General features: G+C 73.1%; 12 protein-coding genes and 1 pseudogene. 6 read left to right on the top strand and 7 right to left on the bottom strand.

Going from position 1 to position 15709, the window contains the following annotated elements:
• Positions 1–144 precede the first annotated feature (144 nt).
• The 4 genes and pseudogenes from OIE67_RS23435 to OIE67_RS23445 all read right to left on the bottom strand — a co-directional run bounded on the left by OIE67_RS23435 (position 145) and on the right by OIE67_RS23445 (position 5823).
• Entirely contained in the window at positions 145–1008 is an 864-nt protein-coding gene (locus tag OIE67_RS23435; RefSeq protein ID WP_326643754.1) for a terpene synthase family protein, read from the bottom strand.
• A gap of 275 nt (positions 1009–1283) precedes the next feature.
• The gene (locus OIE67_RS23440; protein ID WP_326643755.1) at positions 1284–3701 is read right to left on the bottom strand and encodes a helix-turn-helix transcriptional regulator; all 2418 of its coding nucleotides are present in this window, start codon (positions 3699–3701) and stop codon (positions 1284–1286) included.
• Positions 3702–4361: 660 nt separating this feature from the next.
• Positions 4362–4985: pseudogene (locus OIE67_RS55530) on the bottom strand (ATP-binding protein); the annotation flags it as partial.
• 76 nt (positions 4986–5061) lie between these two features.
• Positions 5062–5823, bottom strand: coding sequence for a protein phosphatase 2C domain-containing protein (locus tag OIE67_RS23445; RefSeq protein ID WP_326643756.1), 762 nt, complete (start codon positions 5821–5823; stop codon positions 5062–5064).
• 248 nt (positions 5824–6071) lie between these two features.
• Here OIE67_RS23445 and OIE67_RS23450 point away from each other — a divergent pair, with 248 nt between their 5' ends.
• The 3 genes from OIE67_RS23450 (at position 6072) to OIE67_RS23460 (ending at position 8236) form a co-directional block, all read left to right on the top strand.
• The gene (locus OIE67_RS23450; RefSeq protein WP_326643758.1) at positions 6072–6971 is read left to right on the top strand and encodes a metalloregulator ArsR/SmtB family transcription factor; all 900 of its coding nucleotides are present in this window, start codon (positions 6072–6074) and stop codon (positions 6969–6971) included.
• Positions 6968–7567 (top strand): dihydrofolate reductase family protein, encoded by a 600-nt coding sequence (locus tag OIE67_RS23455; protein ID WP_326643760.1) that lies wholly within the window; start codon positions 6968–6970, stop codon positions 7565–7567. Before OIE67_RS23450 ends, OIE67_RS23455 begins: the two co-directional genes overlap by 4 nt.
• Positions 7568–7654: 87 nt before the next feature.
• Positions 7655–8236: an HD domain-containing protein gene (locus OIE67_RS23460; protein ID WP_326643762.1), complete on the top strand. Its 582-nt coding sequence runs from the start codon at positions 7655–7657 to the stop codon at positions 8234–8236.
• 205 nt (positions 8237–8441) lie between these two features.
• Here the strand turns inward: OIE67_RS23460 and OIE67_RS23465 are convergent, their stop codons facing one another.
• Complete coding sequence (locus tag OIE67_RS23465) at positions 8442–9551, bottom strand: M24 family metallopeptidase (RefSeq protein ID WP_326643763.1); 1110 nt, start codon at positions 9549–9551, stop codon at positions 8442–8444.
• 142 nt (positions 9552–9693) lie between these two features.
• Here OIE67_RS23465 and OIE67_RS23470 point away from each other — a divergent pair, with 142 nt between their 5' ends.
• Both OIE67_RS23470 and OIE67_RS23475 read left to right on the top strand, forming a co-directional pair.
• The gene (locus OIE67_RS23470; RefSeq protein ID WP_326643765.1) at positions 9694–10887 is read left to right on the top strand and encodes a PP2C family protein-serine/threonine phosphatase; all 1194 of its coding nucleotides are present in this window, start codon (positions 9694–9696) and stop codon (positions 10885–10887) included.
• Between the two features lie 5 nt (positions 10888–10892).
• Positions 10893–11798: a 5'-3' exonuclease gene (locus tag OIE67_RS23475; RefSeq protein ID WP_326645445.1), complete on the top strand. Its 906-nt coding sequence runs from the start codon at positions 10893–10895 to the stop codon at positions 11796–11798.
• 114 nt (positions 11799–11912) lie between these two features.
• Here the strand turns inward: OIE67_RS23475 and menD are convergent, their stop codons facing one another.
• Positions 11913–13574, bottom strand: coding sequence for a 2-succinyl-5-enolpyruvyl-6-hydroxy-3-cyclohexene-1-carboxylic-acid synthase (gene menD, locus OIE67_RS23480; protein ID WP_326643767.1), 1662 nt, complete (start codon positions 13572–13574; stop codon positions 11913–11915).
• Entirely contained in the window at positions 13571–14464 is an 894-nt protein-coding gene (locus OIE67_RS23485; protein WP_407674908.1) for an o-succinylbenzoate synthase, read from the bottom strand. Before OIE67_RS23485 ends, menD begins: the two co-directional genes overlap by 4 nt.
• Before the next feature lie 81 nt (positions 14465–14545).
• Here OIE67_RS23485 and OIE67_RS23490 point away from each other — a divergent pair, with 81 nt between their 5' ends.
• Positions 14546–15694: an AMP-binding protein gene (locus tag OIE67_RS23490; protein ID WP_326643771.1), complete on the top strand. Its 1149-nt coding sequence runs from the start codon at positions 14546–14548 to the stop codon at positions 15692–15694.
• Positions 15695–15709 lie beyond the last annotated feature (15 nt).

Below are 15709 nucleotides of genomic sequence, written 5' to 3' on the forward strand. Positions count from 1 at the left end.
CACCCTAGCAACGCCACATTTTCCACTCAAGCCGCAATCTTTTACAAGAAACAAAATGTCACGGTTTGTCGTCCAGCGCCCCGTTATTCGGGGCCTTAACAGAGTAAGAGTCAAGTTTGTCTGTCATGGATTCAGACGAGGCCGTTACGGCACCCGCCGAAAGCCCGAAACTCCGGTGTAACCCGCGCTGAATCCGATCTGTCTGCGCAGGTAGGAGGCGGTCCTCGGGCTGTGCGGGCGGAGCCGTTCGATGAGCTCACGCGCCTCGCCGGCCAGCTCCGTCATCGCGTCCATCACCTCCGTACGCTCCACACCGAGCGCCAGCACGTTGATATCGCCCCAGCTCATGTCCCTGCGGTAGGAGACGACGTCGCCGAGCAGGTGCAGGTAGCGCTGCACCTGCCTGCTCGCGGCACGCAGATCGTCCAGATGCGCCTTGGACCAGTCGTCGGCCACGTAGATCCAGTGCGACAGATCGACAAAGCTGGAGCCCCTGCAGTCGGCGTTGTCGACGTAGCGGGCGAGCGTCGGGACGGCGCGCCGCTCCCGCCACTCCCAGGCCGTCGTCATCGCCACCAGCATGTCGGCGAGCTGGTCGCGCCAGACCCGCTGCAGGCGCTCGAACTCCCCCGCCGTGGCCATCTCGTCGCGCAGGTCGGCCAGGAAACGCGTGAGGGCCGTGCGCGGCACGGCCCCCTCGGCGACGGACAGGCATTCTCGGCTCATGCGATCGACCTGCGCGCGGGTGGTCGCGGTGTACTCGACGTGCCGGTCCACGGCCAGCACCCACAGGGCGGCCCGGTTGACCACCCGCAGCCGGCCCGCGCCGGCCCAGGGCGAGCCGAACGCGCTGGCCAGGGTCAGGCCGTGGAAGAACTCCGTGCCGAAGACGGCCTGCGGGAACAGCCCGGTGTACATCTGCGCGCATCGCTGCAGGTCCCTGCCGCATTCGGCGGCCGTTGCGCATGTCTTTCCGAGCTCGAACGCCTCGTCCAGCTCGTCCGGCATCCTAAGGCCGCTCGATCGGCTCGCGGATCATGGGCCACGACCCCCAACATCCGGATATACACCTGTCAAAGAATTCTTTCATGATCATGCGGTTCCGATCAAGGCATCGGCCGGGTGGCCGATCCGGATCCGCGATGTCACCTCCCTCTGCGTAACTCTCCCATCACCCACCGGGGCCGGTCCCGACGCGCTCCCGACGCGCTCCCGACGCGGTCCTCGTCCCGCGCCCGGTCTCATCCCCGTCCTCGTGCGGGCCGGGCCTGTCTCGGGCCGGCTCAGACCGCCAGCTTCGCGGCGAGCGCCACCCGGGAGCTGATCCCGAGCTTGGTGTAGATCTTGCCGATGTGGTACTCGACGGTCTTGACGCTGATGAGCAACTCCCTGGCGATCTGCCGGTTCGTCAGCCCGCCGGCCACCAGCGTGGCGGTGCTCAGCTCCTGCGGGGTGAGGCCGAGCCGGGCCGTGGCGGGCGGCTCCATCCCGCACGCCTCCAGCTCCTTGCCACACCGCTCCGCCAGGGGCCGGGCGCCCAGCCGCTCGAAGATCGCCCGCGCCGCTCCCAGCCGCTCGGCCGCCACCTTCCGCCGCCCGGTCCTGCGCAACAGCCTGCCCAGGTCCAGCAGCACGCGTGCCTCCTCCAGCGGACACACTCCCGCCTCCACCAGCGAGAGCGCCCGTACGAACGCCTCCTCCGCCTGGGCCGGCGCATTCCTCCCCGCCAGCAGCAACCCACGGAGCCGAGCCCGCTCAGCCCTCCTCCTGGCATCACCCCGCCGCGCCTCCTCACTCCCCCGCCACACCTCTTCACCGTCACACCGCACCCCTTCACCACCCTGCCGACCCTCTTCCCCGCTCTGCCACGCCCGGTCGCCGTCGTACCGCGTCCCTTCCCTGTCGAACGCGGCCAGCGCCCGCTCCGCCTCCTCCAGCCGCCCGTCCGCGACCAGTGCCTCGATCCGGGCGGGCCGCGCGTCCGGCACGAACACGTCCGGCCCTCCGCCCAGTTCTCGATCGCCACCGGCTCCCGGCACCCCGTACATCCCGGATGCTGTGGAGGGAGCCGGTGGAAGGTGGGCTGCGGGTGGTGTTTCGCCGGGGGTCAGGAGCGCCAGGGCCAGGGCGGCCTGCCGCTCGCCCATCACGTGTCCCAGCCTCCGGGCGGTGGCCGCGGCCTCCGTGGCGTGGGTCAGTGCCCGTACGTGCTCGCCCAGCGCCGCCAGTGGCGCCACGCAGGCCGCTTCCAGGGACGGCAGCAACCACCGCTGCCCGAGTGCCGCCGCCTGCGCGAAGGCGTACTCGGCGTGGGCCGCCGCCTTGTCCCACCGAGTGCAGGCGTGTTCGGCGACGGCGAGCAGCGTGGTGGCCAGCAACCGGTGATGCGCCGGCGCGGCGGCGCCGGCGGCGCGTCCGAGCATCGCGCGCGCCTGCCCGGGCTCGTCGCGGGCCAGCAGTGTGACGGCCGCGGCGAGGCTGCCGGGCGGCGCGCCGGCGCAGGGTTGCTCTGCCAGCGCCAGCACGTCGTACGGTCTGGCGGCCATGCCCTGGATGGGCTGCTCGATCGCCAGCCGGGCCCAGTCCGCCGCCGCCCCGCGATCTCCCGTGACCAGCCGCAGCCAGGCCAGCTGCTCCGCCACGTCGGCGGCGAAACCGGGTTCCGCGTGCCGCCACGCCTCGGCCAGCAGCTCGGACGCCTCCTCGAAGCGCCCGGCGGCCAGCGCGAGCCGGCCCAGCACGTACCGGCGTACCGGGCGCGGGTCGGCGTTGCGCACAGCGGCGAGCTCGGCCGCCCGGAGCACGTCGCCCCCGATGAGGACGTGTTCCAGCACGGCCGTACGCAACTCGTCGCGGCACGCGGCCGACTCGGTGAGCCCGGCGGCCAGGTCTAGGTGGGCGGCGGCCTCCTGCCACAGCCCGTGCTGCGCCGCCTTGGCCGCGTATCCGGCCAGCTCCTCGGCCAGCAGCTCGTCCGGCCCGCCGGCCGCGGCGGCGCGATGCCTCAGGGCCGCCCCGGTGTCCTCGGTCACCCGCGAAGCGGCCAGATGCAGCCGCGCCCGCATGCCCGCCCCGATCCCGTCGTACGCCGCCGCCCGCGCCAGCGGCTCGACGAACCCGACCATCCGACCGGGCGACTCCCGCAACAGCCCCGCCCCAACGGCCTCCTCCAGGGCATCAAGCGACTCCCGCACCCCCAGAGCGTCGAACCGCCCGCCTGCCCCCGACGAATCAACCGGCTCGCCCACCGCCAAGGCTCCGAATCGCCCGCCCACCTCCAGAGGATCGAGCCGCCTGCTTCCCTCCAGGCCGTCAACCGACTCGCCCACCCCTGCAGCCTCGAACCGCTCGCCCACGCCCGTGGCAGCCGAAGGTTCACCGACTGCCCAGGCGTCGAGCCGCTCGCCTCCCTCAAGGGTGTCAAGTCGCTTATCTACCTCCAAGGCGTCGAGCGACCTGCCGACTTCCCTGGCGACGGTGACCGCCACATGCAGCGGACACTCCTCACCCAGCACCGCGCACGCCGACACCAGCCGCCTGGTCGCGGGCGCGCAGGAGCGCAGTCGCCGGGCGAAGATCCGCCGGTACGTCTCCGGTGCCGGCAACCGAGCCCACGGATCGCGAAGCACCGCCGGTGGCACGACCTCCAGCAGCGCTCGGGCGTGCAACGGATTGCCGCGAGTGTGCTCCCACAACCGCACCGCCGCCCCCTCCTCCAACCCAGCGCCGCGCCCACCTCCATCGCACGGTTCGACTCCCTCGCCCGCTCCCCTCTCCCCCACGGCCACGCTCCCCCGCAAACCCACCCCGTCCACGTCTCCCGCACCGACCGTTCCCACCGGGACAGGCGCGTCTCCCGGCTGTGGAGCTCGCGCCTTCCCTCCTGACGCAGCAGCCCTGCCAGAACCCAGCTGCGCCCTCCCCGCCAGCCCAGCGACAGCGCCGCCGCCCGCGTTCGCTGTCCCCGGTGGCACGGCTGGCTCGCCGCCACCGGAGTGCACAGTTCCTGGTGGCACGGCCCGCTCACCGCCACGCGACTGTGCTGTTGCCGCCGGCGCGGCCGTGCGTTCGTGGCTCGACTGGACCCTGCGCGCCCGCTGAGCACCGCCACGCTGGTGGCCGGCGGCCTGACGATCCGGCAGATCGCCAGGGAGCTGCATGGTCGCGTCCGGCCCACTAGGCACGATCAGGTCCTCAGGGATGGCCACCGGCGGCCGGCCTGAGGCAATTTCGATCAGATCGGCCGAGCTCAGGCCGCGCAGCGTCAAACGCACCACGTCGTCGCCGGTGAGCAGCCGCCGTAGCCCTTCAGGCAGCCACGCGCCACTCAGGTCCCGACAGACCACCAGGACGACGACCTTCCCAGCCCGCACCCGCCTCAGGGCGTACCCCAACGCCCGCAACGAGGGCTGGTCAGCCCACTGCGCGTCATCGACGACCAGAACCAGAAGCCCCTGCCCCGCCAGCCGCCCCACAAGATCGCACACCACCTGCCCAGCAGCAGCCCACGGACCCGCCCCAGCCATGTGTGCACCCACCCCGGCACCACACAGACCCACTCCGACACCGCGTGGACCGAGTCCGGCCGCGCACACACCTGGCCCGCCCGTCTCCGGGCGTGTCAGGGTGTCACTCGGTCCGGTGCCGACTGCCACCGCCGATCCCCGACCGCTGACCGACGCCGCCTCTTCCGCTGGCGCCCCGGGATCCAGCCGGGCCGCCGTCCCGGCCGGTGCCCCGGTGTTCAGCCGGGTCGCCTCGGCGATGAGTTGGCGGACGATCCCCAGCGGGAGCTCCCGCTCGTCCTCCTCGCCGCTGACCATCAGTACCCGCGCGCCCGCCACCCCGTCGAGCGCGTGGTTGATGAGGGCGGTCTTGCCGATGCCCTCCGGCCCTTCGACCACCACTCTTCTGACGGACCCGGCGGCGGTCGCGCGCAGTTCCGCGCGCAGGAGGGCGAGCTCCTCCGTTCTGCCGACGAACATGTGAGCTCCCTCCGTCCGCCCTCGCAAACCCCAGAGCAGGCGGCGAGGCCACCTGATACACCGGGGTGCGAGGCGCTCAGGGCGGGCTCACGCGGCCCCAGGCGGCGGTGGCGTCGTCGTGCCGCTTGCCCCACACCGGCCCCCGCCGTACCTCCAGCTCCCGTACGTCCTCGATCACAGCCCCTGGCCCGCCTTCCTCCAGCCTGTTCAGGACGGCCTGCCAGCTCCAGCCGTACCAGTCGGCCAGCCGCGCCACCCCGTCGGTGAACACCCCGGCTCCCCGCACCCCGTCCGCCGCGCCGGTGATCGCCTCCCGCGCGGCCTCCGGACGGGCGGCCGCCACCCAGAAGCCGCCGGGAGCGTTCCGCATGCGCCGCACCAGCTCCAGCGTGTACGGCCGTCCGCCGGGCAGCCGTTCGAGCCGGTCGTCGCTCACCACCCGCACCCCGCCGCCCACCAGGGACAGCACGACCGGCGAATCCCCCAGGACGAGGTACTCCACCCGCCCGGAGCCCAGGCATCGCACCATGGCCACCGTCGCCGAGGGCGAGTCCGGGTTGCCCAGGTCGCACCGGCCCCCATGAGCCGACCGAGTCCCCTCGATGGCCGCCTCCAGGAGGCCCGCCAGCGGCGCGCCGTCATCGGCCGCCAGCGCGGCCGCCAGCGCGCCACCGAGCCGCCCCACCAGCCAGGCCACATCGTGCGCACACCCACTGTCCACCCCGGCCGCCGCCGTCGCCCCGTCCAGCACCACGATCCACGAGGGCCCGGCGATCACCAGGTCCTCGCTGGGCCGCTCGGAACCGGGTCTGGTGGCGTACGTGATCTCCGCGAACATGACAGCGACTGTGCCACAGCCCGCCCCGAGCCCCACCCGCCTACCGCGAGCCGCTCACCCCCCACCCATCGCAAGACCCACCTGCCAAGGGGCCGCCCGCCGCCAGTGCGGTGGGCGGACCTTGCGGTGGGCGTGCCTCGGCCTCATGGATTCCATCGCCGGCAGGCGGGCTGTCGGATAGAAGATCGCGCCCGATCACGCCAAGATATTCCTTGACACGAATATTCGTCATAGAGAATACTTCATCCATGGACGCATTGCTCACCGCACTGGCCGACCCGGCCCGTTGGCGGCTTGTGGGGCTGCTGGCTGAGCGGCCGCGGCCGGTCGGTGTTCTGGCTCAGCTCGCCGAGGCGCGCCAGCCGCAGACGACCAAGCACCTGCAGACCCTCGAACGGGCCGGGGTCGTCACCTCCCAGCGCTCCGGGCAGCGCCGTGTCTACGCGCTCCAGGCCGGGCCGCTGCGGGAGCTGGCGGCGGCGCTCACCCGGCTGGCCGAGACCGCGGAGCAGGCCGGCGGGTCGCGCGAGACCTATGACCGCTACGGGCTCAGCCTCCAGGCCGAGCGGCTCGCCGCCGCGGAGCCGGGCTGGGCCGACGGCCGTTCCTTCCGCTTCCACCGGTCGCTCACGGCGGGTCCCGAGGAGGTCTGGCGGCATCTGACCGAGGCGCCCCTGCTCGCCCGCTGGTGGACGCCGGACGACCTGCGCGTCTCCGAACTCGTCTTCGAGGCGCGACCCGGCGGCCGGATCGTCCACGAGTACCGCGACGCCGAAGACACCGAGGGCTCCGACCCGGTCGCCGGGCGTGCGCTGGGATTCGTCGAGGACGTACGCCCTGGCGAGCGTCTGGCCTACCGGCTCTCGCCGCTGCTCGCCGACGGCGGCCCCGCCTTCACCGCCCACCTCGACCTCGGCCTGCGGCCCACCGACACGGGCTCGGAGCTCGACGTGCACTTCCGGGTCGCCGACAGCACGATCGACTCCGCCGACTTCGTCGCCGGCATCGAGATCGGCTTCGGGCAGAGCCTCGACAAGCTCGCGACGATCCTCACGGCAGACCCACGCACCACTGAACGCAGCGAACGCGAACGCACCGACCACACCATGAACGCCCAGCACGACACCAGTACGAGGAGCCCGAAATGACGAACTCGACCGCCCGCAAGGTGACCGCCAACCTGAGTCTCACCCTCGACGGGCGTTACCACGGCCCTGGCGGGCCCGGCGACTTCGCGGCGTTCGCCCCCTATGTGACCAGCGAGGTGGCGCGGGACCACATGAACCTCATGTGGGAGAACGCCACGACGGCGCTGCTCGGCCGGATCAACGCCGAGGGGTTCCTGGGCTACTGGCCGTCGGTCGCCGAGGACGAGAACGCCGACCCGCGCGATCGGGGGTACGCCAAGTGGCTGGTCGACACGGAGAAGGTGGTCTTCTCCTCCACCTTGACCGAGGCCCCGTGGGAACGCACCCGCGTGGTGAACGCCCCCGCCGCCGACGTCGTCACCGAGCTCAAGGCCACCGGCGCGGGCGACATTCTGGTCAACAGCAGCGCGAGCATCATCCAACCGCTCCTGGCTGCCGACCTGCTCGACCGGCTGTATCTCATGATCTTCCCAGAGATCGCCGGCGGCGGGCGACGACTGTTCGACGACGGCCTGCCGACCTCGACCTGGACGCTCACCCACCAGCGAACCGGCAAAATGGGCGAGCTCGCCATGGTCTATGACCGAGCTCGCTGACGCAGAGCACCTCCGCCAACCGACCCATGTCGCGGCCGACCCAGGGTAGACGGCATACCGACCGGCCGGGCCGCCTATCGTGGGACAGTGACGACCCTGCGGCGTGCTCTCACCGACCCGCCCCTGCCCCACCTCCCAGGCGCGGCGGAGGAGTTGCTGTGTGAGCTGGACGCCCCGCCCCGCCTGGCCGCCCATCTGCGCGCCGTTCACGACGCGGCCCTCGACGTGCTCGGCTGGCTGCGCGCCCAGCATCCCGCCGTCCCCGTGGACCACGAGGCCGTCCTGTACGGCGCCGCCACCCACGACATAGGCAAATGCCTGCACCCGGGCGAGCTGTCGGAGCCCGGCTCGGCCCATGAGAAGGCGGGGCACCGGCTGCTGCTCGCCCGGGGCGTGCCCGAGCGGCTGGCCCGGTTCGCCCGTACGCACGGCTCCTGGACGGAGGCGGGCACGACGTTCGAGGACCACCTGGTCAGCCTGGCCGACAAGGTCTGGAAGGCCAAACGGGTGCCCGAGCTGGAGCAGCTCGTGGTCGACCGGCTGGCCGGCGCGGTGCCGGGCTGGCAGGTGTTCATGGAGCTGGACGATCTGCTCACCGCCGTGGCCGGCCGGGCCGACGACCGGCTGGCCTTCCAGAACACCTATCCGGCCGCCGCCCTCACCCGCTGACCGCGCAAGCCCGGAACGGGGCCCGAACGCACAGAACGGGCCCCGGTACAGGCCGTCTCCGCCACAGCCCGCCCATCCCTATAGGGGGAGCGGGTCCGGCACAGGCCACCCATCCCCCTACGGCGAGGCGGACCGGCACGGGCCACGGGTCAGGCGCGCGACGAACCGGTGCCCGGCAGGGATCAGGCCGGGACGAAAGGCAGGGTCAGACGATCACGAGGTCGCGCGGCGTGTTGTTCAGCCGCTCGCCCCCGCTCTCCGTACACACCACGATGTCCTCGATCCGAGCCCCGTGCCGCCCGGCCAGGTAGATGCCCGGCTCCACCGAGAACGCGAACCCGGCCTCCATCGGCTCGCCGTTCCCGGCCACGATGTACGGCTCCTCGTGCGTCTCGATGCCGATCCCGTGCCCCGTCCTGTGGATGAAGCGCTCGCCGTAGCCCGCCTCGGCGATGACGTCGCGCGCGGCCGCGTCGATCGACTCGCACGACACCCCGGGCCGCACCGCCAGGCAGGCCGCCTCCTGCGCCCGCCGCAGCACCTCGTAGTAGGCGGCGAAGTCGGCCGGCGGCTCGCCCACGCTGTAGGTGCGGGTGGAGTCGGAGCAGTAGCCGTTGTGCAGTTGCCCGCCGATGTCGACCACCACGGGCTCGCCCGCCTGGATGACCCGGTCGGACACGTCGTGGTGGGGGCTGGCGCTGTTGGGGCCCGAGGCCACGATGACGAAGTCGACGGTCGCGTGCCCCGAGGCCAGGATGGCCTCGGCGATGTCGCGGCCCACCTCGCGCTCGGTGCGCCCGGCCCGCAGCAGCCCGGGCACGAGCCGGTGCACGCCGTCGATGGCCTCGCCCGCCTCGCGCAGCGCGGCCACCTCGCCGGGCGACTTGCGCATCCGCAGCTCCCGCAGCACACTGCCGGCCAGCACCTGCTCGGCCCGCGGCAGCACCTCGCGGAAGCGCAGCGACGACATGGCCCACATGCGGTCGGCCAGGCCCACCTTGGCCGCCCCGCCGAGCCGCGCGGCGGCGATCGCGTAGGGGTCTTCGGTCTCGTCCCACGCCACGAACTCCAGCCCGAGCCGCGCGGCGGGCGACGCCTGCGCGGCGGGCAGCTCAAGCCGGGGCACCATCATGTACGGCTCCGCCGCGGCAGGCACCACGAGACACGTCAGCCGCTCAAGGGGCTTGGCGTCGTAGCCGCTCACATAGCGCAGATCAGGGCCGGGCGTCAGGAGCAGGGCGTCGAGACCCGCCTTGGCGGTGGCCTCCTGGACGGCGGCGAGGCGGGACACGGGATACAGGTCTGAGGACGTCACAGGCCCAATCTACTCGTGATCGCGGCGGCTAAAATCCGCGAAAAGGTCTCGCCACGCGGCCGGACATCGCCACACACGGTTGCGGGTCGATCACGTAGTGTGGGGCCAATTGTCCAGTTCCCCTGCGTTCGAGAGTGAGATCATGGTCGACGTCACAGGCGCGGCCGAGCTGCTCGGGCACGAGGCCGAGATGCTCGCCGTCCGGCTGGGCCACGCCCAGCGGCTCGGCAACATGGGCTGGGCGGAGTGGCACCTGCACACCGGCGAGACGATCTGGTCCGACCAGGTGTACGTGATCTTCGGCCGCGACCCGGGCGACGGCCCCATCCCGCTGCCCGACCTGCCCGAGCACGTCGAGCCGGCCGACGTGGCCACGCTCGACCGGCTGCTGTGGTCGGTCGTGCAGGGCGTGGAGCCGGTGCAGGCCGAGTTCCGCATCCGCCGCGGCGGGGCCCCGGCCGACCTGCGCGACCTGCGGGTGGTGCTCGAACCGCTGTCCGGGCCCGGCGGCACGATCGGCATGCACGGCGTCATCCAGGACATCACCGGCCGCCGCCGCGCCGAGCGCATGGTGTCGGAGTCGCGCCGCCAGCTCCTGGAGGCGCGCGAGCGGGCCGCGGAGGAGCGTCACGTGATGCTCGCGCTGCGCGAGGCGATCCTGCCCGAGCCGGTCGGCTGCCTCGACCTGCGGCAGACGAAGATCGCGGTTCGGTACGTGCCCGCCGAGAAGACCGCCAACCTGGGCGGCGACTGGTTCGAGGCCGCCTCGGCGGCCGACGGCAGGGTGCTGCTGGCCATCGGCGACGCCTCCGGCCACGGCCTGCCTGCGATCTCGCGCATGGCCCAGCTCCGCCACGCCCTGGTCGGCCTGGCCATGACCGGGCAGGGCGCCAACCGGCTGCTGGCCTGGCTGAACGACCTCGTCATGCACCAGCTGAAGGACACCACCGCCACCGCGATCATCGGCCATCTCGATCCGGAGACCCGGGTGTTCGCCTGGGGGCAGGCGGGCAACCTGGCGCCCATCCTGGTCCGCGACGGGGAGGCCACCCAGCTGGCGCAGCCCAGGGGCGTGCTGCTGGGCGCGGCGCCGGGCAGCCCGTACGAGCTGGCCACCACCAGGCTGCTGCCCGGCGACCAGCTGCTGCTGTTCACCGACGGGCTGGTCGAGCGGCGGACGCGGGACATCGACGTCGGCCTCGACCTGGCGCTGGCCGCGGCCCGCCGGGTGTGCGGGCACGATCTGGACGGAAGCCTCGACCGGCTGCTCGCCGACATCGGCGGCCCCAACCCGGAGGACGACGCGTGCCTGCTGGCGGTGGGCATACTGTCCTAGTGCTGATGCTTCTGGACACCCCGTCGCTCTACTTCCGCGCCTTCTTCGGCATCCCGGAGTCGATCAAGGCTCCTGACGGCTCGCCCGTGAACGCGGTGCGCGGCCTCATCGACATGATCGCCACCCTGGTCCGCCAGCACTCCCCTGCCGAGCTGGCGGCCACCATGGACGCCGACTGGCGGCCGGCGTTCCGGGTCGCGGCGATCCCGACGTACAAGGCGCACCGCGTCGCCGGCACCGACCAAGGGGGCGACCAGGAGGAGGTGCCCGAGACGCTCGTGCCGCAGATCGCGGTCATCAACGAGGTGCTCGACGCCCTCGGCGTGGCCCGGCTGGAGTCGCCCGGCTACGAGGCCGACGACGTCATCGGCACGCTCACCCACCAGGCCTCCGGCGCGGTCGACATCGTCACCGGCGACCGCGACCTGTTCCAGCTCGTCGACGACTCCCGGCCGGTCCGCGTCCTCTACACCGCTCGCGGCGTACGCAATCTGCAGATCGTGGACGAGGCGTTCGTCACCGCCAAGTACGGCATCCCCGGCCGTTCCTACGCCGACTTCGCCACCCTGCGCGGCGACCCCAGCGACGGCCTGCCCGGCGTGGCCGGCGTCGGCGAGAAGACCGCCGCCGCGCTGATCACCCGGTTCGGCTCGCTCGCGGCGCTGCTGGAGGCCCTCGACGCGGGCGTCACCGACGGTTTCCCGGCCGGCAGCAGGACCAAGCTGAGCGCCGCCCGCGACTACCTGAACGCCGCTCCCGCCGTGGTCAAGGTGGCTCCGGACGCGCCGCTGCCGGGCGCCGACCTCACGCTGCCGGCCAAGCCGCGCGATCCGGAGGCGCTGGTCGCCCTGGCCGACCGCTACGGCCTGGACAGCCCGCTCAACCGCCTCCTGGACGTCCTCGGCCGCTGACCCGCCCCACGCCGGCCAGCCGAAAACCGCATCAGCCGAACCCGCGCCGGCCGGCCCCGAGCGCCGGCCGGCGCCGGAAGTCCGCCGGCGCCGGAAGTCGGCCGGCGTCGCGCGTCAGCCGGCCAGGTAGGCGCGCACGGCCTCCTGGGCGACGTCGCGCAGGCGGGCGTGCACGAGCGCGTTCTCCTCCCGGTCCGTCCGCACCTCGACCACCCTCGGCCCCTCGCCCCGCATCGCCTTGGACAGGTCACTGAGATCGCCCACCAGCGTGTACGGGGTCCCCGTGGCGGCCGCCACGTATCCCAGGTCCACCCCGTGCGGCGTGCCGAACACCCGCTCGAACGGGTCGCGCACCGCCGCCTGGGGCAGCAGCGAGAAGATGCCGCCCCCGTCGTTGTTGACCACGACGAGGCACAGGTCGGGCCGGGGCTCGCGGGGCCCGAGCACGAGCCCGTTCTGGTCGTGCAGGAACGACAGGTCGCCGATCAGCGCGTACGAGGGCCCGTTGTGCGCCAGCGCCGCCCCCATGGCGGTGGACACCAGCCCGTCGATGCCGGAGGCGCCCCTGTTGGCCATCAGCCGGATGCCGCGCCTGGGCCGCATCGCCTGGTCGAGGTCGCGGATCGGCATGGAGGAGCCGCAGAACAGCAGCGCCCCGTTGGGCAGCGCGTCGACCAGGTCTCTGGCCAGGCGCGGCTCGCTGGTGCCGGACAGGTCGAGCACCTCGTCCATGGCCGCGCGTACCGCGAGGTCGGCCTGCCGCCAGGCGTGCAGCCAGGTGTCGTCGCCGGAGGCGACGGGGATCTCCACGGCCTGCGCCACCTGCGTGGCCGACCGGGTCGGGTCGGGCCAGCGGTCGAGGTCGGGAGCCACCACGATGTGCTCGTCCGCGCGCTTCAGCCAGGACAGCAGCGGCCGGGAGAGCCCGGGACGGCCCAGCGTGACGACCACGTCGGGCCGGTGCGCGTCGGCGAACTCCGGCGTGCTGAGCAGGTAGTGGTAGGTGGAGATGGCGTGGTCGCCGTAGCGGCCGCCGCCGTTGGGCTCCGACAGCACCGGCCAGCCGGCCATGCCCGCCGCCGCGACGTAGCGGCGCACGTTGGCGGCGCCGTCGCCGACCACGAGCACGCCGCGCCTGGTGGGCGGGATGTGCAGGGCGATGGGCGGGGGCGCGACCCTGGCGCGCACCCACGGGCCGTTGGCGCCGCCGTCGAGCGGCTCGGACCAGGTGGTGTCGCCGTCGGGGATCAGCGGCTCCCTGAAGGCCAGGTTGAGGTGGACGGGGCCGGGGTTGCCCGCGCCGGCGGCGCGCTGGTAGGCGCGGCAGGCCAGCGAGCGCCAGTAGGCGACCTGGCCAGGACGGTCCTCCGGCACGCCGACCTCGGCGAACCAGCGGGTCGCGCCGCCGTACAGCTTGATCTGGTCGATCGTCTGGTTGGCGCCGGTGCCGCGCAGCTCCGGCGGGCGGTCGGCGGTCAGGACGAGCAGCGGCACGCCCGACTCGCCCGCCTCGATGACGGCGGGGTGGAAGTTGGCGGCGGCGGTGCCGGAGGAGCAGATCAGCGCCACGGGCCGCTCGGAGCGCCGGGCCAGCCCGAGGGCCAGGAACGACGCCGAGCGCTCGTCGATCCGTACGTGCAGCCGCACCCGGGACTCGGCGTGCAGCGCGAGCGCCAGCGGGGCGGAGCGCGAGCCGGGAGCCAGCACCACGTCGGTCAGGCCGCAGCGCACCAGCTCATCGACCAGCACCGTGGCCAGCGCGGTAGCGGGGTTCAACGTGACGCCTCCTGCATCCGGCGAAGCCACTGGGGAGATTCAATCTCAAATGCTGACAAAAGCCCATAATCCACGCTGGGACGCCGTACCGCCAGCCGCCCGTCCACCGGCACCAGCGAATCGTCCGCCACGTCGCCCGACAGCAGCGCCATGGTGCCGAGCCCGCACGCGTACGGCAGCGACGGCAGCGCCGCGGCCAGCGCCAGCCCGGCCGCCAGGCCCACGGACGTCTCCACGGCGCTGGAGACCACCGCGGGCAGCCCGCACGCCTCCACCACCCGCAGCGCGGCCCGCACGCCGCCCAGCGGCTGCACCTTGACCACCGCGATGTCGGCCGCCTCGGCCGCCCTGACCCGCAGCGGGTCCTCGGCCCTGCGGATCGACTCGTCGGCCGCGATCGGCACGTCGCACGCCCGCCGCACCGCCGCCAGCTCCTCCAGCGTGGCGCACGGCTGCTCGGCGTATTCGAGGTCGAAACGGTCGAGCCGCTTGAGCCGGCGGACGGCCTCCTCGACCTCCCAGGCGCCGTTGACGTCGACCCGCAGCCGCCCCGACGGCCCGAGCGCGTCGCGCACGGCCTCGACCCTGGCCACGTCGTCGTCGAACGTCTGCCCCGGCTCGGCCACCTTGACCTTCGCCGTGCCGCAACCCGAGCGCCGCACGATGTCATGGGCCCGCTCGGGATCGACCGCGGGAACGGTCGCGTTGACCGGGACGCTGTCGCGCACCGGCTCCGGCCATCCCTCGAACGCCGCCTCGCGGGCGCACGCCAGCCAGCGGGCGCACTCGCGCGGGCCGTACTCGGGGAACGGGGAGAACTCCCCCCACCCCGCCGGGCCGTGCAGCAGCACCCCCTCCCTGACGGACTGCCCGCGGAACCGCGTCCGCATCGGGATCCGGAAGACCACGGGGGAACGCGTCACGACCCTCCCTGCGCCACTGTCCGACCTGTCACCATTAACCTTACGAGCATGTGGAGGAACCCGTCGCATCCGGACCGTCCGCTGCATGCCATTGTGCAGCCTGCCGGGCCCGCCCTCTTCACGGCGATCCGCGACGCCCTCTCCGGCGACGGCCCCGCCGTCCTCCCGCTCTCCCCCGGCCACCACGAGCCCGCCTTGGACGCGCTGCGCCCCACCCACGTCGACGGCGTCCCCAACCCCGGCGGGGCGGGTGTTCCCGGCGACGTGGCCATCGTGATCGCCACCAGCGGCAGCACCGGACCGCCCAAGGGCGTGCTGCTCTCCGCCACGGCCCTGCGCGCGTGCGCGGCGGCCTCGATCCGCCGGGTGGGCGCCGCCGAGGGCGACCGCTGGCTGTGCTGCCTGCCCGTCTCCCACGTCTCAGGGCTGCAGGTCCTGGTCCGCGCCCTGCTCTCGGGGAGCGAGCCGATCATCCATCCGGCGTTCGACCCGCACGCGGTGCTGGCCTCGGGCGCCCACCACGTCTCCCTCGTGCCCACCCAGCTGCACCGGCTGGTCGAGATGGGGGCGGACCTGTCGGTGTTCAGGACCATCGTGCTGGGCGGGGCGGCCCCGGGGCCGGGCCTGCTGGAGCGGGCCACCGCCCTCGGCGCCAGGGTCGTGACGACGTACGGGTCGAGCGAGACGTGCGGCGGCTGCGTGTACGACGGCCGGCCCCTTGACAATGTAGATCTCAAAATCGGCGCGGACGGCCTGATCAGGATCTCCGGCCCGGTGCTCTTCTCCGGCTACCGCTTCGCCGACCCGCCCGCCCCGCTCGACGGCGGCTGGTTCGTCACCTCCGACCTCGGCGAGCTGCGCGACGGCCGCCTGCGCGTGCTCGGCCGGGCCGACGACGTCGTCAACACCGGCGGCGAGAAGGTGGTGGCCGGCGTCGTGACCGCCGTCCTGCGCGCCCACCCCGGGGTCGCCGACGCGGCCGTGATCGGCGTGCCCGACGCGGAATGGGGCGAGCGGGTCACCGCCGTCGTGGTCCCCGCCGACCCCGACACACCCGTCACGCTTCAGCAATTGCGGGCATTCTGCCGCGATAAGCTCGCCCCCTACGCCGCCCCTCGCGACCTGCGGCTCGTCGAGCGGCTCCCCCTGCTGCCGAATGGCAAGACCGATTTGATGCGGCTTAGGGCAGGAACCTGACGAGTGGCCGATGCG

The sequence above is a fragment of the Nonomuraea fuscirosea genome (assembly GCF_035917475.1).
Lineage (GTDB): Bacteria > Actinomycetota > Actinomycetes > Streptosporangiales > Streptosporangiaceae > Nonomuraea > Nonomuraea fuscirosea.

What these genes read in the sequence shown, in the direction of transcription:
- OIE67_RS23455 (WP_326643760.1), top strand. Translation starts at nt 6,968, where the DNA reads ATGACGAACTCGACCGCCCGCAAGGTGACCGCCAACCTGAGTCTCACC.
- OIE67_RS23475 (WP_326645445.1), top strand. Translation starts at nt 10,893, where the DNA reads ATGCTTCTGGACACCCCGTCGCTCTACTTCCGCGCCTTCTTCGGCATC.
- OIE67_RS23435 (WP_326643754.1), bottom strand. Translation starts at nt 1,008, where the DNA reads ATGCCGGACGAGCTGGACGAGGCGTTCGAGCTCGGAAAGACATGCGCA.
- OIE67_RS23490 (WP_326643771.1), top strand. Translation starts at nt 14,546, where the DNA reads ATGTGGAGGAACCCGTCGCATCCGGACCGTCCGCTGCATGCCATTGTG.
- OIE67_RS23485 (WP_407674908.1), bottom strand. Translation starts at nt 14,464, where the DNA reads ATGCGGACGCGGTTCCGCGGGCAGTCCGTCAGGGAGGGGGTGCTGCTG.
- OIE67_RS23445 (WP_326643756.1), bottom strand. Translation starts at nt 5,823, where the DNA reads ATGTTCGCGGAGATCACGTACGCCACCAGACCCGGTTCCGAGCGGCCC.
- OIE67_RS23470 (WP_326643765.1), top strand. Translation starts at nt 9,694, where the DNA reads ATGGTCGACGTCACAGGCGCGGCCGAGCTGCTCGGGCACGAGGCCGAG.
- OIE67_RS23450 (WP_326643758.1), top strand. Translation starts at nt 6,072, where the DNA reads ATGGACGCATTGCTCACCGCACTGGCCGACCCGGCCCGTTGGCGGCTT.